This is a genomic window from Flavobacterium commune, from assembly GCF_001857965.1.
In the GTDB taxonomy this organism is placed as follows: Bacteria; Bacteroidota; Bacteroidia; order Flavobacteriales; family Flavobacteriaceae; genus Flavobacterium; species Flavobacterium commune.
In genome coordinates this window covers 476,690-501,009 of record NZ_CP017774.1, presented here as the reverse complement: position 1 = coordinate 501,009, position 24,320 = coordinate 476,690, and the positions used below count along the sequence as shown (strand labels likewise).

Genomic DNA, 24,320 nt, shown 5'->3' with positions numbered 1-24,320 from the left:
TTCTGTTGCAATGTTGGAAGTTGCAAAGTTACAAAGTTTATTGGCAACTTTGCTGATAGCTAAAATTAGAAGGATTTAGCATCGCATAGTTTTATTTTAACCATTTCCAACGTTTTGCCCAATCATCTAAAATAACATTTCGCCATTTTAATACTGTTTTCCCGCCTTGAATTTTTTCATCATATAAATTAATGTCCGATTTGTCACTGTACCAATGGTTTCCTAGTGGATAATCAGTTGAATGTTTTTTACCGGGCCATAAATTGCTAACGACAATATCTCCTTCAAGTCCGTTAATCTCAGCAATTTTAGATGTGAAACGATAATGCAAATTTTCGGCTTTTTTAGGAATGTATCTTATTGCATAATCGCCGTTGCCCAGATGATATCCAGGCCATTTTTGGATTGTTTTTCCGTATGGAATTTCCATCCAAAAACAAACTGAATCAGATGGGATTTCTATTTTTGGTCCTTTTAAATGAATTTCGATAATAGAACAAAATGCTACCGTATCTTTTAATGTGGTTGTTTGATTATAGATAGTTCTAGGGCTATAAGTAATTTTTTCAAAGCTACCTCCCCAACTTTCTCTTTCGGGTTTTTCGGGATTGCCATCCATCATATAAAAGAGAGAAGGAGAGTCACCCATTTTGATTTCGCCATCATAATAGTTTTTAAAATCCATTCCTAAATGACCGCCGCCCTGAATAACCCTGTTGTAATAATCCGAAGTGTTGATGGTGTCAGGTTCAGTATTGTTTGAAAAGAAACCATAATAACTGGAATTTACTTCGATAAAGAATAAGTTTGGAAAATTCTCTGCGATATAAGCATAACTATTAGCACTCCATTTTTTATTGGGTCCGCCTATCCAGTAAATTCTGATTTTATGTTGAATTTCCGGTGCATCATGCAAAGCCTGAGCAATATCTTCCAGTCCGCCCCAGTCTAAAATCCATAACGGATGCTCACTTTGTTTTTTAGCACATTTAATAATCCAGTCCGAACCTTCGGTTGCGGTTGTATATCCGGAAAAAGGAGCATTTCCTTTACGGCCTTGTTTGCAAATGGAACGTAGAAAATCCGGTTTGGCTAATTTTTTATTGTGTTTGTTCAGTTTAGGCAGGTCTTTTTCATAGATATCAATCATTCTTAGTATTTCTTTTTTATTGCCTTCTCCATAAGATGGTGACGAAACAAGCCCTTCAAATTGAAACAAATCGCTGTTCATAAGCAAATGAGTCATGGATTGATTGTCATCAGGATCGGTGCCGCCAATATCGGTACTAATTAAAATTCGGGGTTTTGAAGGTGTTGGACTTTGCGCTAAAATTAGGGTTTGCATCAAACAAAATAAGGCAACTAAAACTGGATTTTTCATAGTTTTAAAAAATAGTTATCTAATTAAGCTTGGCTAATATAGCTTATTTTTTGAATAAATAAAAAATAAAAGAAAGTAATCGAAAGTAATCGAAAGTTTTTTTGCTGAAATTTACCGCAAATTCAATCTAAAGTAAAAGCCAAAGAATTGCTGTGTTCCATTTATAAATAAAAAACAGTCGCTTTATTAAAAAATAAAACGACTGTGTAAAGTTTGTAAAACGTTGAATGTTTTGGTTATAATTTGACTATTTGATAGGTTTTACCTTTGGATGTTTTAAATGAAATTTTGTAGCCATTGTCAATTTTTTGTGAAACAATATCAGAATCTTTGATTTTCACCGGTACTTTTGTAATAATGATACATTCAGCACCATTTAATGATTTTACAGTGGCATTATTAAGTTGTTGTTTGCTCCAATCCATATCAATTTCAAATCCACCTCGGGCAATCAGTCCTTTTACGTTGCCTTCACTCCAGGCTTTAGGCAAGGCAGGCAATAATTGGATATAATTGGCTTGACTTTGCAAAAGCATTTCAGTCATACCCGCTGTACCCGCAAAATTTCCGTCAATTTGGAAAGGAGGATGTGCATCAAAAAAGTTAGGATAAGTTCCTCCCGCACCTGAATTTCCACTGGAAGGGTCAACGTAATTTAAAAGCTGTCTGATCAAAGAGTACGCATGATCGCCATCCTGTAATCTTGCCCACCAGTTGATTTTCCATCCTTTGCTCCATCCTGTTCCTTCGTCTCCGCGAACTTCAAGCGATTTTTTGGCAGCTTTAAAAAAGTCTGTTGTCAAAGGAGTTATTTCTCTTCCTGGATGCAAACCAAATAGGTGAGAGGCATGACGATGGTGGATATCTGTTTCTTCAAAATCCTTATACCATTCCATCAATGTTCCGTTTTTTCCAATTTGTAATGGATACAGTTTCGCTCGTTTTGCAATCAAGATTTCTCGGAAAGCTTTATCAGTTCCTAAAGTTTCGGATGCTTCAATTAAATTATCGAATAAATCTCTAATAATTGACATGTCCATCGTAGTAGCAACAGATACTGATTGTTCTTTGCCTTTACTGTCTTTGAATTTATTTTCAGGAGAAGTAGATGGAGCTGTAACTAAATAGCCGTTTTTATCTTCGACTAACCAGTCTAATGAAAAAAGTGCAGCATCTTTCATAACAGGATAGGCTTTTTCAGCCAGGAATTTTTTATCTCCTGTAAAACGGTAGTGCTCATAAAGATGTTGTGTGAGCCAGTTTCCGCCCATCCACCAGTTGGCCCAAACCGGGTCACCGTCACCTTTATCACCCACCGGATTACTCAATGCCCATAAATCGGAATTGTGATGAGCAACCCAACCATTCGCATTATAAAACTCGCGTGCAGTAGCTTTTCCGGTTTTAGCCAGACTTTGAATCCAGTCTAAAAGCGGTTGGTGCATTTCAGAAAGATTCGTTACTTCAGCTGGCCAATAATTCATTTGGGTATTGATGTTGATGGTGTAATTAGAACTCCATGGCGCACGAAGTTTTTGGTTCCAAATTCCCTGTAAATTAGCTGGAGGTCCGCCTGGACGTGAAGAAGAAATCAGCAAATATCTTCCGTATTGAAAATATAAAGTTTCTATTTTAGGATCATAAGCACCATTAGAATAGGCTTTCAATCGTTCGTTAGAAGGTAATTTTAATTTAATTGGAGTGTTCACCGTATCTTTTACAGCAAAAGAAACGCGATCGAAATAATGTTTGTAATCAGCAATATGGCTGTTGAATAATTGCGAATAGCTCTTTTTTACTGCTTTGTTGATTCGGTTCGAGGCAATTTTATTTTCATCTTTTCCGTCTTTATCCGGACATTTGTCAAATCCGTTGAAACTGGTTGCTGCAGCGATGTAAAGTATTACTTCACTCGCATTTTTAATTTTAATTTCTGAATCTGTTGTCGTTACACTTCCGTCTTTGTTAACCGCTTTGATACGATATTGATAACGCATACCATCACATCCTGTTGGATCTTCATATATTATAGGCTCTCTTCCTTTCACGTTATAATAAGAAGGATCTACGTTAGCAGGTGCTTTTCCGCTAATAATAAGTTCGTTGTTTCCTTTGGTTGCTGGACTGAATTTCAATTGACTTTTAGAAGAAACATCAAAAGTAAGTGCTCCTTTTTTATTTGCCGAAATTCTAACCAATAGTACATTGTCTGGGGCAGAAGTAAAAATTTCTCGGGTATATTCGACACCATTAATAATGAATTTTGTGGTTGCCAAAGCATTTTCAATATCCAAATCGCGATAATAAAACGTTGGTTTTGCATTATTGAAATTCTGTTTGATAAGAATATCACCTAAAGGTAAATACGATTGCGAATACAAGCCTTGCATTTTTCGGGTCAATTGATTGGCTTTAGAATAATCTTCCTCCTGAAGTAAGGCTTCCCTGATTTTTGGCAAATAGTTTTTTGATTCCGGGTTGACATTTGTTTTTACCGGACCGCCGCTCCATAAAGTACTCTCGTTTAGTTGTAAAAGTTCTTCTTCAACGCCTCCAAATATCATTGCTCCAATTCTTCCATTTCCTACAGGCAACGCTTCCACCCACTTTTCAGAAGGCTTGTCGTACCATAATTTTAAATCTTGCGTATTGGAATTGGTTTTGTTTTGAGCTTCACAAAAAGAAGCGAATAGAATTTGAACAGCTACAAATGAAACAATTTTCAGTTGATTTGGTTTTGTTTTATAAAAAATGGACATAAAAAGCTTGGTTTTTTAAAGATGTGGTTGAATAGTTTTAGGATTTTTATTTTGAGTTGCTAAAAATAACTAAAACTTACAAATTTAGAGCAAGTTGTGAGGGAATTTTAGAAATATTGGAATTTGCTAATCCTATTAAAAAGTAAATAGTTGTGGAGACGGAAAGGATTTCTGCTTCAGCGGGTAATTTTTTAAAAAAAATATTAGTTATCCTTTTTTGCCATTATTTTTGTTACTAAAGCAAATATCTTGGCTTTTTTAGCTTCCGAAATTTTATTTGTTTTACTTGTAGATATGACAGCATTGAATCTTTCAGATTCTTTACCTTTTACCGTAGGTGTGATTTTAATAGATGTTGCCATAATTTTCAATTTATAATGAAAATATAAATTATTTGCAAAGATGCAATTTTTAAGTTATTTAGGTTTTTATTGGGTTGTAGAATGTTGTTTTATTCCTCTAACGGTTTTTATTAGTTTCATTAGGTTTTGGATATGGAAAACCAACTTTGTCTAAGATTTCGAGTTTCCATTTATTCTTTTCATTATGCCATTTTTTACTTCTGTGCCTAAGTTGAGTTACTTTTTCTCTGTAAGATTTTATCAATTCTTTTTCAGTTTTGGTAATGTTTTTATTAGTAGGTTGAGATTCTATATGTTGTAACTCCTGCCAATTTTTTAATGTCTCTTCAACGCTTTCTCTATGTTTTTGTTTTTCCCATTCCCATTCAACTCCATTTCTTAAAAGTAAGTCACCAAGCATTTCTTCTCTAATTGGAGAAAGAAATTTTCTAATTTTACCTCTGCTACCTTTTAGTTTTAAAGTTATCTGATCATTAAGCCATTTTCCAACTTTAGTTGTTTGAGGAGGAACAGATTTATAATGAACTGATTCAATGTAATAATTTTCTAAAGCAGATAAATTTTCCAGCCATTCATCATCTTTGGGTCTGCTTCCGATATTAGATGAATCCCATAAGAAGTTGATGGAATTCATTTTTGTTTCTTCATAATCAGTCCATTCAGGTGGATAATTGCCTTTTCTTCTTTGTTTCTGAGTAGCACACCAAGTTCCTAATTTATAATATTTATTATTACTGTCTTTAAATTGTGGTACATGAGTGAATTTGCCAAATGGATCTACAATTTCTTTAAATTTTTTTAAATGTTCAAAATTATTATTCCAAGTCATTAGTCTTCTACGCTCTTTACCTTCACCAAAAGGAAAATCAACATCTAATAATCGCTCAAATATTTCTTCGGGTAATTCGTCGTTTTTAAAATAATCGGTCATTCTACGGTACCAATTATAGAGTTCTCTATCATCAGTATGATTGCTTACAACACCACTTGGGTCTTTGGTTTTGATATAGATAATATATCTTTCAATAAATTCATCAAAAATTTCGTATTCGCGTTTTGTGAAATTTATTTTTCTTAGTTTTGATTCTGATGTGATTTGTTCAAACCCTGAGTTTATATCAAATTCAGGAATAGTTAGTAATTCATTTTGAAATGGATTTTCACCATCGTTATTATTAGTTTCTTTTGTCGAATTTTCTAGTTTTTTTTGAGAATATATTAAATTATCTGAAACAAGTTTTTCAATTAATTCCGATGTTAGTCTTGAAAGGCGGTCTGAATTTAAGTTGAGTAATTCAGAAAAATTAGTTTTGATTTCACTAAGAAGTTTTTCGCCTTGTGTGTCAGTTTTAGTTTTGAAATCAATTTGAACAGACGCTTCTATATTGGTTTTAATCCCAGAATTTGTAAGATTTGAAGAACCAATAATAATCCTTGTGGAAATAGGTCCTTCAAAAAGATATATTTTAGGATGATAAGTAATGTAATCTCTTTTATCGTGAAATACATAGGTCTCAATGTTTTCTTTTAATAAAAGTTCAAGAGCTTCTTTTGAAGTTCCCATATTATCAACACCTATAAAAAAACGCAATTGAGAATAATTCTTTGAGGCTAATCTCAAATTTTTTAAAATTGTCATTACTCCTGATATAGCTGCAAATGCGACAAAACCGTTAAAACTATTGTACTTATTGTCAGCTAGTGAAGCTACTATTTGTTTCCCAACATTATATTTGTTTTCTGAGGCAAGGCCATGTCCTAAAAATTTCACTGTCATTAGTGTACGTCGTTCTTTAATATTTATAATTCATTAAAGTAGTTCTAATTTATCTTATTTGAACTGACTTAGAATCATATCCGCAGTTCATTAACTTCCGCTAATATATAATTTTACCCCCAATGGAGTAAGAAATTTTTTATTTAAAAAACAGGCTGTTCCGTTTCGAATTTCCAGTTTTTTTGTTGGGTTTCGGTAAGGAAAGTCCAGGCAAGAATGCGGCTGGTTTTTTGTCCTTGCGTCATATCAATGGTTTTTATTTGGGCAGCATTGACTTTGTTTAGGGTTTTGTACAGGCTTTTAAGATGCGATTGTTTAGATACCAAAGTAGTGAACCACAAGCATTGCATTGGGTAACGGGCACTTTCGTAAATCATTTGGGTAATGAAACCTAGCTCGCCACCATCGCACCACAATTCGGTATTTTGACCACCAAAATTCAAAACGGCTTTGGTGACTTTTTTATCCTGTAAATTATTGACTTTTCTAAGGCTGCCTTTACTGGCATCCTCAGCTGATTTATGAAAGGGCGGATTGCAAATTGTGAAAGCAAATTTATCTTCGGGGGTAATGATGTTTTTAAAAACAAACCGAGGTTCTAATTGTTGTTGCAAACTAATGGCTTCAATCAATTTTGGATTGGCTTCAATTATTTCGCTGCAATTGTTTAAAGCTTTTTCGTCTATATCAGTACCTACAAAGTTCCAGTTGTAAACTCCATTTCCAATAATTGGATAAATACAATTGGCTCCAACGCCAATATCAAGTCCTTCCACTTCAGCTCCTGTTGGAATAATTCCGTTGTTGCTTTCAGCCAATAAATCAGCGATGTGGTGGATGTAATCGGCTCTGCCTGGGATGGGTGGGCAAAGGTAATCTTGAGGAATATCCCAGTTTTGTATGTCGTAATAGCTAATTAATAATGCCTTGTTTAGGGTTTTTACAGCCAGCGGATTGCTAAAATCGATGGTTTCCCCCGAAGCATCGGAATGCTGTTCGTTGATGAAAACAAAGGATTTTAACTCAGAACATTTTTCGATGAGCAATTTAAAATCATAGCGCAATCGGTGTTGGTTTCTGGGATGTAAACTGATTTTTTCCGTAACTGTTTTGGACATTATTGTTTTTTTAATTTCGCTGCAAAGGTAGTTAATTAAAATGGGTTTAATGTTTGCAAATGGTTATTTTTTAGTGAATTAGGAGTTAAGTTGTATTTATAACACAGATTAAAGAAATTTGAATGATTTCTCTAATAAGCGTTTCTTTATGGTTAAGTATTAGTTTGTGTAAAAGATAAAAATATTTAAACCGTTAAGCGAGTTATGGAATTTAAGAACACTACAAACCTTAATTTTCTTAAATGCTTAAATGGTTGAAAAAAAAGAATGTTTATAACATTTACAGTAGCAATTATTTTATGAATTAATCCATGCATTCCATCAGCAATAAATCGCCTTCCTGGTGTTCGATAACGACTAATCCATCCTGACTGACATGATTGCTGCTGCCGCTGCGATAGCCAATAGTAAGGCTGTCATTTTTCAGAGGATAGAAAAGATTTTCGGAACGGATTCCTGTTACCTGACCTACTGGAATGAGCGAAATAGGGGTATTGGCTGTGTACCATTTTTCGAATCTTCTTGGTAATAGAAAAATTTTAGAATGGTCGTCTAAGATTACGATTTTCAGTTTGTCTCGGTATTGGACAATACTGGTTAGATTTGTAATGGTATGATCGGCTCTTTTTCCGGTTGCCCAAACCACATTTGCCGCAGGAATTTTTCTTTCGTATAAATAATCGAAAGCCTTTTCCAAATCGGTTTTTTCCTGATCGTGGGTATGCACAATTTCCAGCGGATATTGTTTTTCTTTGTAATAATAAGGATCAAAACCTCTGTCGAAATCTCCTAACAAAACATCAACTTTGATGTCGAGTTCCATCACGCGTTCAATGGCCGAATCTAATACAATTACCAGTGGTGACCATTCAAGTAATTGTCCTAATAATTCAGGATTACAGGCAGCACCATTGGCAATGATTAAAGCAGGTTCTTGATCGTCGCGAACAATGTGGTGTGATGACAAAGGAATGTAGATTTAGATTAATGATTTTGGCATTGAGTTAGCAAAGATAGCTATTTTTTTTACCGCAGATTACACTGATTTACACAGATTAATAGGTATTGGTTTTTAATACTATTGTACTTTTTTAAATAGTTGATTAAGTACTAGTGTTTTAAAATCTGCTGAATCTGCGTGAATAAAAATGTACGCAGGTTTAGCAGATTTAAATAGATTAACTCTTTGTTGGAAATATTCTCGATTTATTGTTGAAATATATTAAAATGCTGATTTAAAAACTATTGCACAACATAACGGCGCATGTCGGTTTCGCCAAGGGCAAAATAACCCAAAGCATAATTTTGAGGATTTGTACTATTCTTGATATTTCCTCTCACTGTGGCAGGAGGAGTCTGGAAAGGACTACCCGAATTAGAACCTACAATTCCAATTAGAATATTCATGTAATTGTAATATTGTTTAGATGCTCCAAAATGGGTCAAATCAATGACATCCCCTTTTTTTAAATCATCACTTTGTGAGCGACTAAAAAATTCGTTTCCCTGAAAAAAACGGTCATCATCAACATTATAACTTACTGTTGTTTCATTAGAATATTGATATTTATAGAGGTAGTAGTTGTCTTTCTCGGCAGGATCATTAAAGTAGGCTTTGATTTCGATTTCTTTTCCTGTAAAACCGCCTTCGTTGTTTTGTTCTATTCGGGTAATGGGAGCCAGGGATTGAAAAGTTTCGCTTGCGGTGTAGGTTTCACCATTGTGAATAATGGTCAAAGTGTAATTTTTGCCTATTTCAGGTTCAAAATCGGTACAAGCATATTCGCCTGTTTCCGGAATTTCTACAAAATTAAAAATGACGTTATCACTGTTGGTTATAGAAACATTGGCTCCGGTTACAATAGGAATTTCAGTGTCATAATAACCGGTGGTAGTGGTTAATTTTATTTTTTGAGCATTGCCTGTACTTCCTTTAATCCATACAATAGAAGCTTCGACAACTAATCGGGGTGGGGCTGTGTCTAATTTGACATCAACTACTTCTTCGCAGCTGCTAAAAAGGCTGATTAAGAGTAGTAAAAAGGGGAACAATATTTTCTTCATAATAGTATCTTTTTCGAAAGTAAATTTTTAGAATTTAAAATTATAACTCACCGCAGGAACAATTCCAAAAATGGATGTCTTTACGGCTTCATTTACTGCTGTATCTACATTTTGTCTAAAAGTAATAGAAGCAGCATTCTGGCGATTGTATAAATTGTAAATGCTGAAAACCCATTCACCTTTCCAGTTTCGGTCTTTGTTTTTAGCAGGAGTTAAGGTGGCAGAAATGTCTAAGTGATGGTAAGCAGGCAGGCGATTTCTGTTTCTTAAACCATAGCTTGGCACAAATACATCTCCATATTGATACCCACTATCAGGAAAAGTGACCGGTTGTCCGGATTGTAATGCAAAATTAGCTCCAAAATCCCATTTGTCATTCAAATGATAAGCCGAAGTTATCGCTAAATTATGTGTTTTGTCGTAAGCCGAATTGTACCACTTTCCGTAATTAATTCCTATTTCGTCAGTAGTTCTGCCCGGAGTTTGCTGCTCTGATTTAGACAAGGTGTACGAAATCCAGCCGTTTAATTGGCCAGTGTTTTTCTTCAGCATCAATTCCAAACCATAAGAACGCATTCTTCCGTTTAAGATAACTTGTTCGATAGCATTATTAGCAATTAAATCGGCACCATCAATATAATCAATACGATTTTGGATTTTTTTGTAATAACTTTCTATTTCAAGCGAATAATCGCCATTGCGAATGTTTTTAAAGTAACCAATAGCAACTTGATCGGCAATTTGTGGTTTGATGTAATTATCACTCGGCATCCAAATATCCAATGGAGTAGGAGAAGCGGTATTCGAAATTAATTGCAGGTATTGTACCATTCGGTTATAACTCGCTTTTAGTGCCTGGTCATCATTGAATTGGTATGAAACAGCAAAACGGGGTTCGAAGTTGTCAAAACTTTTTATGGTTTTGTTTTTACCGTAAAATTTTGTGTCGATAGGAGTTGCTTTTTCGTAAATCTGGAAATCCGAATTAAAAATTACCGGATTGTTGTTTTCGTATAAATTAATTGTAGAATTTCCTAAGCGGTAAAACATACTGTAACGCAAGCCATAAGCCAGACTCAGTTTTTTAGTGATTTTGTTTTCGGCTTCTATGTAGAGTGAGGGTTCAAAAGCATATTTTGGATCTAATTGTTCCGGAATTATTGTCGAAGTGTCATTAGAAGGTTTAATCGAACCGGGATTGAAATTGTAATAAATAGCATTGGCACCATAATTCAATTTGAAATTATCCGAAATATAATGCTTAAAATCATATTTGATATTGTAGTTTTTAATGCCCGAATCCCATTTAAAACCAATAAAATCAAGATCTAATCCGTAATAATAATCGCTATAGATTAAAGAGAGATTTGAAAACAGCTTATCAGAAAATAAATGATTCCAACGCAGGTTTAAAGTAGAGTTTCCGTAGATATTGCTGAAACTTTTGTTGATGGCAAAAACGTCACGACCAAAATAACCCGATAAATAAAGGTTATTGTTATCGTTAATTTTATAATTTAATTTAGTGTTCAAATCATAAAAATAAGCGGAGTTGTTTTTTTGTTCTTCGGATAATTTCAAAAATAAATGCGCATAAGAAGCTCTACCGCCAATTAAGAAAGAGCCTCTGTCTTTAACAATAGGACCTTCGGCAAGAAGTCGGCTGGAAATCAACCCGATTCCACCATTCATGTGAAATTCATTGCTGTTTCCGTCTTTTTGATAAATATCTAAAACCGAGGAAGCTCTTCCTCCAAAACGAGCCGGAATTCCGCCTTTGTACAATTTTAAATCCTTAATTGCATCCGGATTGAAAACAGAGAAAAATCCAAAAACATGCGAAGAATTATAGATGGTAGCTTCGTCCAAAAGAATCAAATTCTGGTCGGCACCACCACCACGAACATTAAATCCTGATGCGCCTTCGCCAGCATTAGTGACTCCTGGCAATAATAAAATGGATTTTATTACATCGACTTCTCCCAAAACAACCGGCATTTTTTTGATGGTAGCCATCGATAATTTGTTGACACTCATTTCAGGCGTTCGGGTATTGGCCTGTCCCTGATTAGTATTAATAATAACTTCGTTCAGTATTTCTCCACTTTCAGTCAGCGCCCAATTCATCTTAGTGTTTTTTGTCAGTGAAATGGATTTTTCTATGCTTTGGTAACCCAAATAACTGATGCTTAAATTCTGATTTCCCAGAGGAACACTTATCGAATAAAAACCATATTCGTTAGTAGTAGTTCCAATTTTTAAATCAGGGAAATAAAGGTTGACACCTATTAGGGTTTCGTTGTTTTTGGCATCGGTGATAATTCCACTTAGCGTAAATTTTTGCTGTGCAAAAGCAGTCATGCTAATTAACAGAAGCACAAAAAGAAAGTTTATTTTTTTTGTAATCATTTTAAGATGTTTGAATTGCAAAGGTCAATTATTAGTATAGAAAAGCCAACTGAACAGCTGTTAATTTATGTTTAATATTTTGTCGGTTTTTTACCTTAATCAAATTTCCGGAACAGCTAAAGCAGAATCGGATTTTTGTTCCGGGTTTTTCTTCAAATGTTGGTTCACACGATTCAATAATACAATGGATAAAGCAGATATTCCAATTATGATAAAACCTAAGCTGTTGTAATGTTCTAATGGACTAAAATTATCTTTTTGTACCACAATTGTTCCGGCAAAAGCAGCAGCTATTCCACCTGAAATTTGTTGTAATGACGAATTAATACTCATAAAAGCACCGCGGTCTTCTTTGGCAGGAACCGAAGTTACTAAGGCGGTTGAAGGAACCATTCGGCTCATAACTCCCATCATCATCAAAACATTGATAACGGCAACCAACCAAAACGGAGTTTCAGATAAATTGGTATAAACAGCAACAGTCAGGATTGTCCAAATCGAAGCAGCTGCAAATATTTTGAATTTATCTATTTTGTCGCTCATTTTACCTATAATCGGCATAATGATTAAAGTGGACATTCCTGCAATCATAAAAAGAAGCGGAAGTTGTTCTTCGGTAATTTTCAAATTATTAATTGCAAAAGCACTACCAAAAGGCATTAGCATAAATCCTCCAACAGAAAGCACTGCAGTTGCAGAAAATCCTATGCGGTATTCACGTTTACTGATGGTGTGAATTAAATGTTTGAACGCCGAATTTTCTTTTTGTATCGCAAGATGTTCGGTAAGTGGTTTTAGTTTTAATGCGATTAAAACAGCAATAAGTACTGCCAATGCAGCTACTGCCAAAAATGGTGCATGCCAGTCCCATTCGGTAGCGATGTAAAGTCCTAATGGAATTCCGAAAATCTGGCTTGCGCCAAAAGCCATTTGGATAAAACCCATCACACGACCGCGTTGTTGCATCGAAAATAAATCGGTTACAATTGCCATGGAAATAGAGCCTATAACCCCACCAAATAATCCCGTGATAATTCTGGCCGCTACCAGTAAAGGATAGGAGGTAACTACTCCGCATAGAATAGTTCCTAAAATAAACCCGGTGTAAAAGAAGAGCAGTAATTTTTTTCTGTCGAATTTATCGGCAAAACCTGCCGTGAGTAATCCTGAAATTCCGGCACTAAAGGCATAAGCCGAAACCACCAAACCAAAATGAGTTGGTTTTAGTTGCATGGTTTTCATTAAAATATCACCTAATGGCGACATGACCATAAAGTCTAAAATTACTGTAAATTGAGTAATCGCCAGAATGAAAATGGCAAACTTTTGATAGGAAGTAAAAGAAGGTGTTTGTTGAGAGGAGTTTTCCATTTTTATTATTCTGTTAATTCAGAACATTTAAAATCCTGTTCTGTTATCATTTTTATTATTTGTGAAGCATTTAGGGTTCTGCTTTCTATTCGCAATACCGAATCGATGTCTTCTAAATCAATATTCCATTGTTCAATTTCGGGGTTGGAATTTAAAACCTTGCTTATAATCATTTTGTCGTTTTCAGTTTTGATATTGGTACCAAAAATCAAAATATTATTAAAATCAGTTTCCATAAGGTGAAATTTTACGGTGTTAATGCTTTTAGGACTAATTCAAATGTTTCGTCGATTGTTTTTTTGTTGAGTTTAAAAGGGCCTCCTCCAAAGTTTTTACCATCTCTTTCAAATCGTAATAAGGAGTATAATGGACCATAAGCCACACTCCAGAATATTTCTTTTGAAATAGGAATTAATTCTTTTTTCTCCACTGAATTTCTGAAAAAGGAACCCATGATAATTTTGAAATCCAATAAGCTTTCTTCTAAAATATATTCTCCATAACTGGAGTGTGTGAGCAGTTCCCAACAACTGACTTCAAGTGGTTTGCTTTGTGCAAAACGGATTCTGTTTTCCCATTGTTTGTACAACCCTTCTTTGAATGACATTGAAGGAGAGAAATCTTTAGCCATTTCGTCAAAGAAGTTTTTCCCGATTTCGATTCCAATTTTTTTGATTAAATCGTCTTTGTCTGAATAATAGATGTACAAAGTAGCTACAGATATACTGCTTTCTTTGGCCAGACGGTTCATGCTGAAACCTTCGATTCCTTTTTCAACAAGTAGTGCAATGGCTTTTTGTTTAACGATTTCTTCTTTATTGCTGTCTCTTGTTCTCATTCTTTTTTGAATTATACGACAAAAGTATTAATTATAAGTGAATGTTCGTTTATTTATAAGTAAAATTTATTTTTGAAATACATAATTATTTGAAAACCATTAAGGTATTAAATTTTATTAAGCTTAATTTTTCTTAATCTCTTAATGGTTTAAAATGAAAAGTAAAATGTTCTACTTTAAAAAAAAATAGTTAAAAAAAAAGACAACCCGAAAGGGTTGTCTTTTGAATATTGGTATAAAAACGATTAAGCAGTTTTTAATGCTGAAATTTTATCTAAAATAGCATTTAAAGTTGTGCTTGGACGCATTGCTTTGCTTACTAAAGCAGGATTTGGTTGGTAGTAACCTCCAATTTCCTGAGCTTTTCCTTGAGCACCGATTAATTCTGCATCAATTTTAGCTTCGTTTTCAGTAAGTTCTTTTGCAATTGGAGCAAAGATAGCTTGTAAGTCAGCATCTTTGGTTTGAGCTGCCAATGCCTGAGCCCAGTATAAAGCTAAGTAAAAGTGAGAACCACGGTTGTCAATTTGACCTACTTTTCTAGCCGGAGATTTATCATTTTTCAGGAAAGCATCATTTGCCTGGTCTAAAGTTTCAGATAAAACAATAGCTTTTTCATTGTTTAGAGTTTGTCCTAAATGCTCTAATGAAGCGCCTAAAGCTAAAAATTCTCCTAATGAATCCCAACGTAAGTATCCTTCAGTTACAAATTGCTCAACGTGTTTAGGAGCTGATCCACCTGCGCCTGTTTCAAATAATCCACCACCATTCATTAATGGAACGATAGATAACATTTTTGCAGAAGTTCCAACTTCTAAAATAGGGAATAAATCAGTAAGGTAATCACGTAATACGTTTCCTGTTACTGAGATAGTATCCAATCCCTTGATGATTCTTTCTAATGTGAATTCAGTTGCAGCAATTGGGTTTAAGATACGGATATCTAATCCGGTTGTGTCGTAATCTTTCAAATATAAGTTTACTTTTTCGATTAATTGTCTGTCGTGCGCTCTGTTTTCATCTAACCAGAAAACAGCAGGAGTTGCAGATAAACGTGCTCTGTTTACAGCCAGTTTTACCCAGTCCTGAATAGGAGCGTCTTTAGCCTGACACATTCTGAAAATATCATTTGCTTCGACAGCTTGTTCCATTAAAACGTTTCCGTTTACATCAACCACACGAACAACTCCGTTAGCTGACATTTGGAAAGTTTTGTCATGAGAACCGTATTCTTCTGCTTTTTGAGCCATCAAACCTACGTTTGGAACAGATCCCATAGTTGTTGGGTCAAAAGCACCGTGTTTTTTACAGAAATCAATTGTAGCAGTATATACACCAGCGTAAGAACGGTCTGGGATAATAGCGATAGTATCTTGAGCTTTTCCTTCTTTGTTCCACATTTGACCAGAAGTACGAATCATTGCCGGCATAGAAGCATCAACAATTACGTCAGACGGTACGTGAAGGTTTGTAATTCCTTTATCAGAATTAACCATTGCTAAAGCTGGACCGTTTTCAATTGCCTGATCGATAGCAGCTTTTACTTCAGCTTCTTGTGCGTTACCTGCAATTTTTGCATATACATCACCTAAACCATTTTTGGTGTTTACTCCTAATTCAGCAAATAAAGCAGCGTATTTTTCGAAAACAGCTGCGAAATATACTTCAACGATAGCTCCAAAGATGATTGGGTCAGAAACCTTCATCATTGTAGCTTTTAAGTGAACAGAAAGTAAAACTCCTTGTGCTTTAGCTTCAGCAATTGTTTTAGCAACAAAAGATTTCAAAGCATTCAAGTGCATTACTGAACTATCGATAATTTCACCGGCTTTCAATGGAGTGCTTGCTTTAAGAACAGTAGTTGTACCGTCTTGTGCAACAAATTCGATTTTTACATCAGTAGCTTCAGCCACAGTAAGTGATTGCTCACTTCCGTAAAAATCTCCGCTTTCCATAGAAGCAACTGCTGTTTTAGAATCAGCAGACCAAGCACCCATTGAATGAGGATTTGCTTTAGCGTAATTTTTTACCGCTTTTGGAGCTCTACGGTCAGAGTTTCCTTCACGTAAAACAGGGTTTACAGCAGAACCTAATATTTTAGCATATTTAGCTTTGATTGCTGCTTCGGCGTCGTTTTGTGGAGCTTCCGGGTAATCAGGAACTTTGTATCCGTGAGCTTGCAATTCAGCAATAGCCCCTTTTAATTGAGGAACAGATGCAGAAACGTTTGGTAATTTGATGATGTTTGCTTCTGGAGCAGTAGCTAGTTTTCCTAATTCAGCCAAAGAATCTTTTACTCTTTGCTCCTCAGTCAAAAACTCAGGGAAATTAGCAAGGATACGGGCAGCAACAGAAATATCTTCTGTTTCAATTTCGATTCCGGCTGTAGCAGTAAAAGCTTCAACAATAGGTAAAAACGAATAAGTAGCTAACAAAGGTGCTTCGTCAGTTAATGTGTAAACAATCTTTGATTTTTGTGTCATTTTTTTTATTTTATAATCGTAACTCTTCGGCGAAGAATGTGAAATGTATTGTTTGCTTTGAATAAAGCGGTGCAAAGATATGTAAATCAGACTAAAATACAGTCCCGTTTGTTATAGAAATAGCGGAATTATGGGATAACTAACGACAAGGCTTTAAAATGTTATTTTTTTAAAGAATGGCTGTTTATTTGAGAATGTTATTCTTTTTGAATAAAGTCAAAAAAAAAGTCCCGACATTGTCGGGACTTTTATGATAAAGAGATAATTTATTATCTTCTTTTGTCTTTGATTTTTGCTTTCTTACCAGTAAGTTCTCTGAAGTAGAAAATTCTAGCTCTACGTACAGCACCTTTCTTATTGATTTCAATTTTTTGTAAAGCTGGCAAGTTGATAGGGAAGATACGCTCAACACCTACTGATCCAGACATTTTACGAATTGTAAAAGTTTCAGTACTTCCAGTACCTCTTCTTTGGATTACAACTCCTTTAAAGAACTGAGTTCTAGTTTTTTCACCCTCTTTAATTTCGTAGTAAACTGTGATAGTATCTCCAGCTCCGAATTCAGGGAAATCTTTTCTTGTAACAAATTCGCTATTAACGAAATCTACTAAATTTGCCATTTTAAATGCTAATTATGGTTTGAAATCTAATCAACATTCACGGGTATCGCCAGAGGTTAATTAAATGTGGGCGCGAAATTACAACTTTTGTTTTAAATTACAAATTTTATTTTAAGTATTCAGTGGTCAGTTTTAGTGTTTAGTTAGTTAGGTTGTTCAAAAAACGATTTGATAAGACTGATCACTAAAAACTGAATACTGCAAACTACTCCTCCAATAAATCCGGGCGTCTGTTTTTAGTGTGTTTATATGCCATGTCCTCTCTCCATTTGTCAATTTTAGCAAAATTTCCGCTGGTTAATACTTCGGGGACTTTCCATCCTTTGTAATCGGCTGGGCGGGTATATATTGGTCCTGACAATAAACCATCCTGAAAACTATCGGTCAAAGCTGAGGTTTCATCACTCAAAACACCAGGGATTAATCGGATTAAGGCATCAGATAAAACTAAGGCTCCTAATTCGCCTCCGCTTAAAACATAATCGCCAATAGAAATTTCTTTGGTAATAAAATGATCACGAACTCTTTGATCTACTCCTTTATAATGTCCGCAAAGAATAATAATGTTTTCATACATCGACATGGTATTGGCCATTTTTTGGTTCAAAGTTTCTCCATCAGGCGACATATAAATAATTTCGTCATAACTTCTTTCGCTTTTTAAATGCGTAATACAATCGTCAATAGGTTGTACTGTCATGACCATTCCTGCTCCACCGCCATAAGGATAATCATCCACGCTTTTTTGCTTGTTGATGGTGTAATCTCTTAAATTATGGATATGAACTTCTACGAGGCCTTTGTCAATAGCACGCTTCATAATTGAAGCTTCAAACGGACTGCGTAGCAATTCAGGTAAAACAGTAATAATGTCAATTCGCATGAGTTTTTGTCTAAGTTTTGAAGTCGCAAAGGTACAAAGATTTCAATAGTAAGTTGAAACCCAAATTCCAAATTTCCAAATTCCCTATTTAATTTGTAATTTTGCGCACAATAAAAAAATAACAACAATGGAAAACGGAATATACGCTAAATTCAATACCTCAAAAGGTTCGGTTTTAGTAAAATTAACTCACGACCTGACACCCGGAACAGTTGGTAACTTTGTAGCTTTGGCTGAAGGAAACCTGGAAAACAAAGTAAAACCACAAGGTGTAAAATATTATGATGGTTTAACTTTTCATAGAGTAATTCCTGATTTTATGATTCAGGGAGGTTGTCCTCTTGGTTCAGGAACAGGAGATCCTGGGTATAAATTTGACGATGAGTTTCATCCAAGTTTAAAACACGATAAACCGGGAGTTTTAGCTATGGCTAATGCAGGACCTGGCACAAATGGTTCTCAATTTTACATTACCCACGTACCAACTTCCTGGTTAGATGGAAAGCACACTGTTTTTGGTCATGTTTTAGAGGGTCAGGATGTTGTTGACGCAGTTGCTCAAGGAGATGTTTTAGAAACTTTAGAAATTATCAGAGTGGGTGAAGAAGCTCAAAAATGGAATGCTGTTGAGGCTTTCAGAGTTTTTGAAGGAAACCGTAAAAAACGTATCGAAGCTGAAAAAGCGGCTGCTGAAGAAGCTATGGAGAAATTAGCTGCCGGATTTGAAAAAACAGAAAGCGGTTTGCGTTACCAATTTATCCAAAGAGGTGAAGGTAAAAAAGCTGAAAACGGAAAAACAGTTTCAGTTCACTATACAGGACAATTACCTGATGGAAAGGTTTTTGATAGCTCTTACCCACGTAAAAAACCAATCGAATTTCCATTAGGAAGAGGAAATGTAATCGAAGGATGGGATGAAGGTATTGCTTTGTTACAAGTAGGGGATAAAGCTCGTTTTGTGATTCCTGCTCATTTAGGATACGGATCTCGTGGTGCCGGAGGTGTAATCCCACCAAACGCTACTTTGATTTTTGACGTTGAATTAATGGATGTAAAATAGTTCTTACGATTGACTGATTATAAGATTAAAATCTCATCTTGTTGTGAAAAAACGAGGTGGGGTTTTTTTTTGGGATTGAATTTTTGATATAAAAAAACACCTTCAAAAATGAGGTGTTTGAAAGCTATAAACTAGGTGTTTTTAGAATTAGTTACTGCAATTACTTTTAGTGTTTTAATTCCGGATGGTAATTGCCATTCCACTTCGTCATTTTCTTTAAAACCAATTACTGCCACACATAATGGCGCTAAAATAGATACTTTTCCTTCGTTGATATTAGATTGAGATGGCATAACAATTTGAATATTCATTTGTTTTTTGGTCTTTACATCTTCAATAATAACATGAGAATTAATTCTGATGATGTCTTCGTCTAAAGTGTTTTCGTCACTAATAATCGCGCGATCTAATTCTTGTGTCAGTAATGCAATTTCTCGAATATTGTTGCTGTCTTTGGCTTTTTTTGTTAATTCACGAAGAATATTGTAATCTGTAATTGTTAAAATAGGAGTGGGTTTCATAATAATAAATTTTAAAAGATTATTTGTAAAATAGAATATCTTATCCCTGTTACTAAAATGTTTTAGCAATGGAGATAAAAAAATATAAGACAATGATTAATTCGATGGAGAATCCCAATCAAACAAAAATGAAATTAAAGAAATTAATCCTCCGCCTCGAAGAAAAATGATATGAGCGGAGGCCTAATTAATAAAGGCTTTGTTGTGAGGAAAAAGTGCAGCAACGTTTTGTTTTCTTGGAGAAGAAAACAAAAAACTAGATGTTGTAGCAAGTGTAATAGTAATCATAATTGATAATTTTCCTGAAGACAAAGTTAGTTAAAGATTTGTATTTATGCTGTTATTTCCATTTGATATTACAGCCAATACTCGGTTTTTGGTTTGGATTAATACTTCGGTTGTATAAAACACCATCTATGGCACCTCGTAAATCACTACCGCTTAACGGAATTCCGTTTCCGGGACGGCTATCGTCCAGTTGCCCGCGATAGACTAATTTGTCTTGGTTGTCAAACAAATAAAAATCGGGAGTACAGGCGGCATTATAGGCTTTGGCAACTTCCTGAGTTTCGTCATACAAATAAGGGAATTCAAAATTGTTCTCGAAAGCATATTCTGTCATCAATTCGGGGGCATCCTGAGGGTAATTTACCACATCGTTACTCGAAATTGCAATGATACCAATTCCCTGCACTCTATAATCGTTGGCAATTCGAACGACTTCTTCAATTACATGATGCACAAATGGACAATGATTGCAAATAAAAAATACCAATGTTCCTTTGTCTCCTTTTAAATCAGCAAAGGAATAAGTATGAGTATTGGATTTGGTATCTTTTAGATAAAATTCAGGAGCTATAGTCCCTAAATCGAGCATGTTTGACGGAGTTCGTGCCATTGTTTTGTGATTTGTTTCCAGAGTTTAAAGTTACTAAAATAGCTGACTATTTAAATAGGAAAAACTAATTTTGAATTGGTAATGATTTCAAAAAAAAATATAATTGATTTATGGAGAATAATTTGACTTGGGCTGAATTTGAAAAAGTAGCTATGTATGTTGGGACAATTATAGCTGTAAATGATTTTCCTGAAGCAAGAAAGCCAGCTTTTCAATTGACTATTGATTTTGGTGAAGAAATTGGAATCAGGAAAACCTCGGCACAAATCACCAAAAGGTATACTAAAGAGGAACTTTTAAACCGCCAAATTGTTGCGGTGGTTAATTTTCCTAAAAAGCAAATAGGGAAATTTATGAGCGAATGTCTTGTTTTAGGAGCAGTTGGAGAAGAAGGAGATGTTATCCTTTTAGCTCCTGATTTTAAGGTTGAAAACGGTTTGCGAATAGGTTGAATTTAATCATAAATTACACGAATTATCGCAAATTAGTTAGTGAGAATTCGTGTAATCTGTGGTTTGTTAAAATTGAATTTATTTTTCTATTGGTAAATTATAATCTTGTCCCCATTCAGTCCAGGAGCCATCATAAATGGCTTTTGGCTGATTATTTGAAATTAATTCGTAAGCAATGAGATTAATGCAGGCTGTAATACCTGAACCACAGGAAAAATATAAGTTTTGATCCTGATGCGGTAAAATTTGTTTTAGTTCTTCTTTAGGTAAAAAATGACCGTCTTTTAAAACTTTTGAAAAAGGAACATTTACGGCATTCGGGATATGTCCGCTTCTTAAACCTTCACGAGGTTCTTCGGTCTCGGCATTAAATCTGTCGGCTGAACGGGCGTCAATTACAATAGCTTCTTTTGAAGTAATATTATGTAAAACCTGAAATTTGTTTTTAAACATATCAGCTTTAAAATGAGCTTCAAAATCACCTTCTTTAAATGATTTTAAAGCTACTTTTTCAATTGCAAATCCTTCTTTTTCCCAGGCAGGAAATCCGCCATCTAAAACCCAGACATTTTCGTGTCCCATGCTTTTGAATAAATACCATGCTCTAGGGCTGGAGTAGATTCCTTTGGTGTCATAAACCACAATTTTACTGTGTTTGCTGATTCCTAGTTTTCTTGCTTCGGTGGCAAAAGCCTGGGGTTGGGGTAGGGTATTGGGTAAAGGAATTGAAGTGTCGCTAAATTTATTTTTAATGTCAAAAGTACGTGCCCCGGCGATTTGTAAATCATGAGGCGGAGCATCTAAAACAGCATCCAGAATGATTAGTTCAGGATTGTTAATGTTTTCTTGGAGCCAACTTACGGATACAATTGGGATTTTCATATTGATGTTATTTTAATTGGAAAATAAGGACTACTAAGATACGAAATTGTGAAGTTTTCTTATTCCAATTTTTATATAAATAAAAAGTCCAAAAACCGAATGATTTTTGGACTTGATGTAAAATTTGTTTGATGTGATTAAATGTCATCAAAATCAATATCGGTAAAGCTTGATACTCCGGGAACAGTCTCTTCAGCAGTTACTCTTTCAGTAGCATATTCTTTTTTGAAATCTTTTTGGTGTCTTTCAGAGATTACTTCTTCGCCTTTGTGGTTTAAAACATAAGAAGTCATTTCTTCCAGGATCTCGGTAAAAGCAGCAAAATCTTCTTTGTATAAATATATTTTATGTTTTTTGAAATGGAACGATCCGTCCTCTTCTGTAAATTTTTTGCTTTCGGTAATGGTAATATAATAATCATCCGCTTTTGTAGCTCTCACATCGAAGAAATAGGTTCTTCTTCCTGCACGTAAAACTTTAGAAAAGATTTCTTCTTTTTCTAACATGTCATTTTCTCTCATAATCCGTTCTATACAATAATATGGTTGTTAATTGGAAACCAAAAATGATAAAAATATATTTATTAAGCAAGATTTAAAGTAATTCTTTTTCAGAAAGTTGTTTTAAATAGAGTGATGCATAATAGCCTTCCTGATTTATTAACTGGTTATGAGTGCCTTGTTGAATGATTTTTCCATCTTCGAGAATAATTATTTTATCAGCATTTTTGGCAGATGAAACACGATGACTTACAATTATGGTAGTTTTGTCTTTGCAAATAGCATTTAGATTGTTTAAAATTGCTTCTTCGGTTTCGGTATCCACTGCCGATAAACAGTCGTCAAAAAGCAATATAGGAGGATTTTTAATAATGGCTCTCGCTATAGAAACACGCTGTTTTTGTCCGCCCGAAAGGGTAATTCCTCTTTCGCCAAGAATGGTGTCGTATTGCTTGTTGAACCCCATAATGTTGTCATGAACCACAGCATTTTTGGCAGCAGTGATTACTTCATCGATTTCGGCATCTTCTTTTCCGAATTTGATGTTGTTTTTAATACTGTCCGAGAATAAAAAAGCATCCTGAGGTACAATTCCGATACTGTTTCGCAAATCAAATAAGTTCAGGCGACTGATTTCCTTTTCGTCAATTTTTACTGCTCCATCGGTTACGTCGTACAAGCGGGAAATTAGAGATAAAATAGTCGATTTTCCGGAACCTGTTTTTCCAAGGATCGCCAGTGTTTCTCCTTTGTGTACTGTAAAGGAAATGTTTTGAAGTGCTTTGATATTTGTGTCTTCGTAAGTGTAGTTCACATTTTCGAATGTGATAGTTCCTTCTATTTTGGATTTTTCGGGATTGTTGTTTTTGATTTCAGGCTCGATTTTCAGGAATTCATTCAGTCTTTTTTGAGAAGCTTCGGCTTCCTGAACCATTGATGAAACCCAACCCAATGAAGCCACAGGCCAGGTTAGCATGTTGATATACAAAATAAATTCGGCAATGGTACCAATGCTTTTGATACTGCCATTGATGTACATAATTCCTCCAAAATAAACCACAACTAAGTTGCTGATTCCGATTAAGGCTAACATTAATGGACCAAATAAGGATTGAACTTTGGCTAAATCCAAACTTTTACTTTTACTTTCTAACGCCAGTGCGTGCATATTGTCCTGATGCTGGTTTTCTAATGAATAGGCTTTGATCACGCGAACTCCGGAGAATATTTCCTGCGTAAAACTCGAAACTTTGGATAGATATTGCTGAAAAGTAGTACTTCGAATATTGATTTCGGTACTTAATTTAAAAATAGCATAGGATAAAAGCGGTAAGGGTAAAAGTGTATATAAAGTAAGCAATGGCGAAACCCGATACATGAACAGAATTACAATAGCAAAACGAATAATGGTATTAATCGTGTACATAACAGCCGGTCCAACATACATTCTGACTTTAGAAATGTCTTCGCTTATGCGATTCATTAAATCGCCGGTACGATTTTGTTTGTAGAAATTTTGAGATAGGTTTTCGTATTGTTTAAAGACCTCGTTTTTTAAATCAAATTCAATATGACGTGACATTACAATCAGGGTTTGACGCATTAAAAAAGTCAAAAAACCGGCAATAATGGTCGTAGCAATAATGAGTAAAATATTGTTTACTAATTGGTCTTGAATAACCGAATTTGATATGGTTTTGTCTTTTGCAAAATTTTCAATAGCAGCAAACGATTGGCTGATTAATTTAGGCGTAAAAAGTGAAAATATTTGGGCAACAATTGTAAATACAATTCCTAAAATAAAACGGTATCTGTATTTGATGAAATATTTATTGAGATAGAGTAATTCTTTCATTTCTGGGCTGGGCTGAATTTTAGAAAAACAAAGATAAAGCTTTAAAAGTAATAATTGTTAGCGATCTGCTTGCTGTTAAGTCTCATT

Annotated in this window: 21 protein-coding genes; 2 read left to right on the top strand and 19 right to left on the bottom strand. The window is 34.7% G+C overall.

Annotated elements, in window-relative coordinates; genetic code table 11:
* Positions 1–91: 91 nt before the first annotated feature.
* The 14 genes from BIW12_RS02060 to trmD form a co-directional block, all read right to left on the bottom strand.
* The gene (locus BIW12_RS02060) at positions 92–1,381 is read right to left on the bottom strand and encodes a nucleoside hydrolase-like domain-containing protein (protein WP_071183593.1); all 1,290 of its coding nucleotides are present in this window, start codon (positions 1,379–1,381) and stop codon (positions 92–94) included.
* Positions 1,382–1,617: 236 nt separating this feature from the next.
* Positions 1,618–4,140 (bottom strand): glycoside hydrolase family 95 protein, encoded by a 2,523-nt coding sequence (locus BIW12_RS02055; protein WP_083382028.1) that lies wholly within the window; start codon positions 4,138–4,140, stop codon positions 1,618–1,620.
* A gap of 203 nt (positions 4,141–4,343) precedes the next feature.
* A complete protein-coding gene (locus tag BIW12_RS16415) occupies positions 4,344–4,502 on the bottom strand; it encodes a hypothetical protein (RefSeq protein WP_198033441.1) in 159 nt (52 codons plus the stop codon).
* A 97-nt stretch (positions 4,503–4,599) separates the two neighbouring features.
* Positions 4,600–6,279, bottom strand: a complete 1,680-nt coding sequence (locus tag BIW12_RS02050) for a phospholipase D-like domain-containing protein (RefSeq protein WP_071183592.1) — start codon at positions 6,277–6,279, stop codon at positions 4,600–4,602.
* Between the two features lie 143 nt (positions 6,280–6,422).
* Complete coding sequence (gene rlmF, locus BIW12_RS02045; RefSeq protein ID WP_071183591.1) at positions 6,423–7,397, bottom strand: 23S rRNA (adenine(1618)-N(6))-methyltransferase RlmF; 975 nt, start codon at positions 7,395–7,397, stop codon at positions 6,423–6,425.
* Between the two features lie 304 nt (positions 7,398–7,701).
* Positions 7,702–8,364, bottom strand: coding sequence for a thiamine diphosphokinase (locus BIW12_RS02040; RefSeq protein ID WP_071183590.1), 663 nt, complete (start codon positions 8,362–8,364; stop codon positions 7,702–7,704).
* A 275-nt stretch (positions 8,365–8,639) separates the two neighbouring features.
* Positions 8,640–9,461 carry a DUF4249 domain-containing protein gene (locus tag BIW12_RS02035; RefSeq protein WP_071183589.1) on the bottom strand — a complete coding sequence of 274 codons (822 nt, stop codon included), beginning with the start codon at positions 9,459–9,461 and terminating at the stop codon, positions 8,640–8,642.
* 27 nt (positions 9,462–9,488) lie between these two features.
* Positions 9,489–11,870, bottom strand: coding sequence for a TonB-dependent receptor (locus tag BIW12_RS02030; RefSeq protein WP_071183588.1), 2,382 nt, complete (start codon positions 11,868–11,870; stop codon positions 9,489–9,491).
* Positions 11,871–11,969: 99 nt separating this feature from the next.
* A complete protein-coding gene (locus tag BIW12_RS02025; protein WP_071183587.1) occupies positions 11,970–13,241 on the bottom strand; it encodes an MFS transporter in 1,272 nt (423 codons plus the stop codon).
* A 5-nt stretch (positions 13,242–13,246) separates the two neighbouring features.
* Complete coding sequence (locus BIW12_RS02020) at positions 13,247–13,477, bottom strand: hypothetical protein (RefSeq protein ID WP_071183586.1); 231 nt, start codon at positions 13,475–13,477, stop codon at positions 13,247–13,249.
* An 11-nt stretch (positions 13,478–13,488) separates the two neighbouring features.
* Positions 13,489–14,079, bottom strand: a complete 591-nt coding sequence (locus tag BIW12_RS02015; protein WP_071183585.1) for a TetR/AcrR family transcriptional regulator — start codon at positions 14,077–14,079, stop codon at positions 13,489–13,491.
* Between the two features lie 245 nt (positions 14,080–14,324).
* Positions 14,325–16,562: an NADP-dependent isocitrate dehydrogenase gene (locus BIW12_RS02010; RefSeq protein ID WP_071183584.1), complete on the bottom strand. Its 2,238-nt coding sequence runs from the start codon at positions 16,560–16,562 to the stop codon at positions 14,325–14,327.
* Positions 16,563–16,831: 269 nt separating this feature from the next.
* Positions 16,832–17,182, bottom strand: a complete 351-nt coding sequence (rplS, locus tag BIW12_RS02005) for a 50S ribosomal protein L19 (RefSeq protein ID WP_071183583.1) — start codon at positions 17,180–17,182, stop codon at positions 16,832–16,834.
* A 205-nt stretch (positions 17,183–17,387) separates the two neighbouring features.
* Positions 17,388–18,065, bottom strand: coding sequence for a tRNA (guanosine(37)-N1)-methyltransferase TrmD (trmD, locus tag BIW12_RS02000; RefSeq protein WP_071183582.1), 678 nt, complete (start codon positions 18,063–18,065; stop codon positions 17,388–17,390).
* Between the two features lie 127 nt (positions 18,066–18,192).
* Between trmD and BIW12_RS01995 the strand changes: the two genes are divergently transcribed.
* Positions 18,193–19,125, top strand: coding sequence for a peptidylprolyl isomerase (locus BIW12_RS01995; protein ID WP_071183581.1), 933 nt, complete (start codon positions 18,193–18,195; stop codon positions 19,123–19,125).
* A 131-nt stretch (positions 19,126–19,256) separates the two neighbouring features.
* On the opposite strand, the gene BIW12_RS01990 is transcribed toward BIW12_RS01995, so the two are convergent.
* Positions 19,257–19,646 (bottom strand): GreA/GreB family elongation factor, encoded by a 390-nt coding sequence (locus BIW12_RS01990; RefSeq protein ID WP_071183580.1) that lies wholly within the window; start codon positions 19,644–19,646, stop codon positions 19,257–19,259.
* A gap of 340 nt (positions 19,647–19,986) precedes the next feature.
* Positions 19,987–20,544, bottom strand: coding sequence for a thioredoxin family protein (locus tag BIW12_RS01985; protein WP_071183579.1), 558 nt, complete (start codon positions 20,542–20,544; stop codon positions 19,987–19,989).
* A 110-nt stretch (positions 20,545–20,654) separates the two neighbouring features.
* On the opposite strand from BIW12_RS01985, the gene BIW12_RS01980 reads away from it, so the two are divergent.
* Positions 20,655–20,996 (top strand): tRNA-binding protein, encoded by a 342-nt coding sequence (locus BIW12_RS01980; RefSeq protein ID WP_071183578.1) that lies wholly within the window; start codon positions 20,655–20,657, stop codon positions 20,994–20,996.
* Between the two features lie 78 nt (positions 20,997–21,074).
* Here the strand turns inward: BIW12_RS01980 and BIW12_RS01975 are convergent, their stop codons facing one another.
* The 3 genes from BIW12_RS01975 to BIW12_RS01965 form a co-directional block, all read right to left on the bottom strand.
* Positions 21,075–21,878: a sulfurtransferase gene (locus BIW12_RS01975; protein WP_071183577.1), complete on the bottom strand. Its 804-nt coding sequence runs from the start codon at positions 21,876–21,878 to the stop codon at positions 21,075–21,077.
* 137 nt (positions 21,879–22,015) lie between these two features.
* The gene (locus BIW12_RS01970) at positions 22,016–22,399 is read right to left on the bottom strand and encodes a PUR family DNA/RNA-binding protein (RefSeq protein WP_071183576.1); all 384 of its coding nucleotides are present in this window, start codon (positions 22,397–22,399) and stop codon (positions 22,016–22,018) included.
* 73 nt (positions 22,400–22,472) lie between these two features.
* Complete coding sequence (locus tag BIW12_RS01965; RefSeq protein WP_071183575.1) at positions 22,473–24,233, bottom strand: ABC transporter ATP-binding protein; 1,761 nt, start codon at positions 24,231–24,233, stop codon at positions 22,473–22,475.
* Positions 24,234–24,320: the final 87 nt, after the last annotated feature.

Coding starts and splice junctions, on each gene's coding strand:
- BIW12_RS02060 (WP_071183593.1), bottom strand. CDS start 1,381: ATGAAAAATCCAGTTTTAGTTGCCTTATTTTGTTTGATGCAAACCCTA.
- BIW12_RS02015 (WP_071183585.1), bottom strand. CDS start 14,079: ATGAGAACAAGAGACAGCAATAAAGAAGAAATCGTTAAACAAAAAGCC.
- BIW12_RS01995 (WP_071183581.1), top strand. CDS start 18,193: ATGGAAAACGGAATATACGCTAAATTCAATACCTCAAAAGGTTCGGTT.
- BIW12_RS01970 (WP_071183576.1), bottom strand. CDS start 22,399: ATGAGAGAAAATGACATGTTAGAAAAAGAAGAAATCTTTTCTAAAGTT.
- BIW12_RS02030 (WP_071183588.1), bottom strand. CDS start 11,870: ATGATTACAAAAAAAATAAACTTTCTTTTTGTGCTTCTGTTAATTAGC.
- trmD (WP_071183582.1), bottom strand. CDS start 18,065: ATGCGAATTGACATTATTACTGTTTTACCTGAATTGCTACGCAGTCCG.
- BIW12_RS02010 (WP_071183584.1), bottom strand. CDS start 16,562: ATGACACAAAAATCAAAGATTGTTTACACATTAACTGACGAAGCACCT.
- BIW12_RS16415 (WP_198033441.1), bottom strand. CDS start 4,502: ATGGCAACATCTATTAAAATCACACCTACGGTAAAAGGTAAAGAATCT.
- BIW12_RS02025 (WP_071183587.1), bottom strand. CDS start 13,241: ATGGAAAACTCCTCTCAACAAACACCTTCTTTTACTTCCTATCAAAAG.
- BIW12_RS02055 (WP_083382028.1), bottom strand. CDS start 4,140: ATGTCCATTTTTTATAAAACAAAACCAAATCAACTGAAAATTGTTTCA.
- BIW12_RS02035 (WP_071183589.1), bottom strand. CDS start 9,461: ATGAAGAAAATATTGTTCCCCTTTTTACTACTCTTAATCAGCCTTTTT.
- BIW12_RS02020 (WP_071183586.1), bottom strand. CDS start 13,477: ATGGAAACTGATTTTAATAATATTTTGATTTTTGGTACCAATATCAAA.
- BIW12_RS01985 (WP_071183579.1), bottom strand. CDS start 20,544: ATGGCACGAACTCCGTCAAACATGCTCGATTTAGGGACTATAGCTCCT.
- BIW12_RS01965 (WP_071183575.1), bottom strand. CDS start 24,233: ATGAAAGAATTACTCTATCTCAATAAATATTTCATCAAATACAGATAC.
- BIW12_RS01975 (WP_071183577.1), bottom strand. CDS start 21,878: ATGAAAATCCCAATTGTATCCGTAAGTTGGCTCCAAGAAAACATTAAC.
- rlmF (WP_071183591.1), bottom strand. CDS start 7,397: ATGTCCAAAACAGTTACGGAAAAAATCAGTTTACATCCCAGAAACCAA.
- BIW12_RS01990 (WP_071183580.1), bottom strand. CDS start 19,646: ATGAAACCCACTCCTATTTTAACAATTACAGATTACAATATTCTTCGT.
- BIW12_RS02050 (WP_071183592.1), bottom strand. CDS start 6,279: ATGACAGTGAAATTTTTAGGACATGGCCTTGCCTCAGAAAACAAATAT.
- BIW12_RS01980 (WP_071183578.1), top strand. CDS start 20,655: ATGGAGAATAATTTGACTTGGGCTGAATTTGAAAAAGTAGCTATGTAT.
- rplS (WP_071183583.1), bottom strand. CDS start 17,182: ATGGCAAATTTAGTAGATTTCGTTAATAGCGAATTTGTTACAAGAAAA.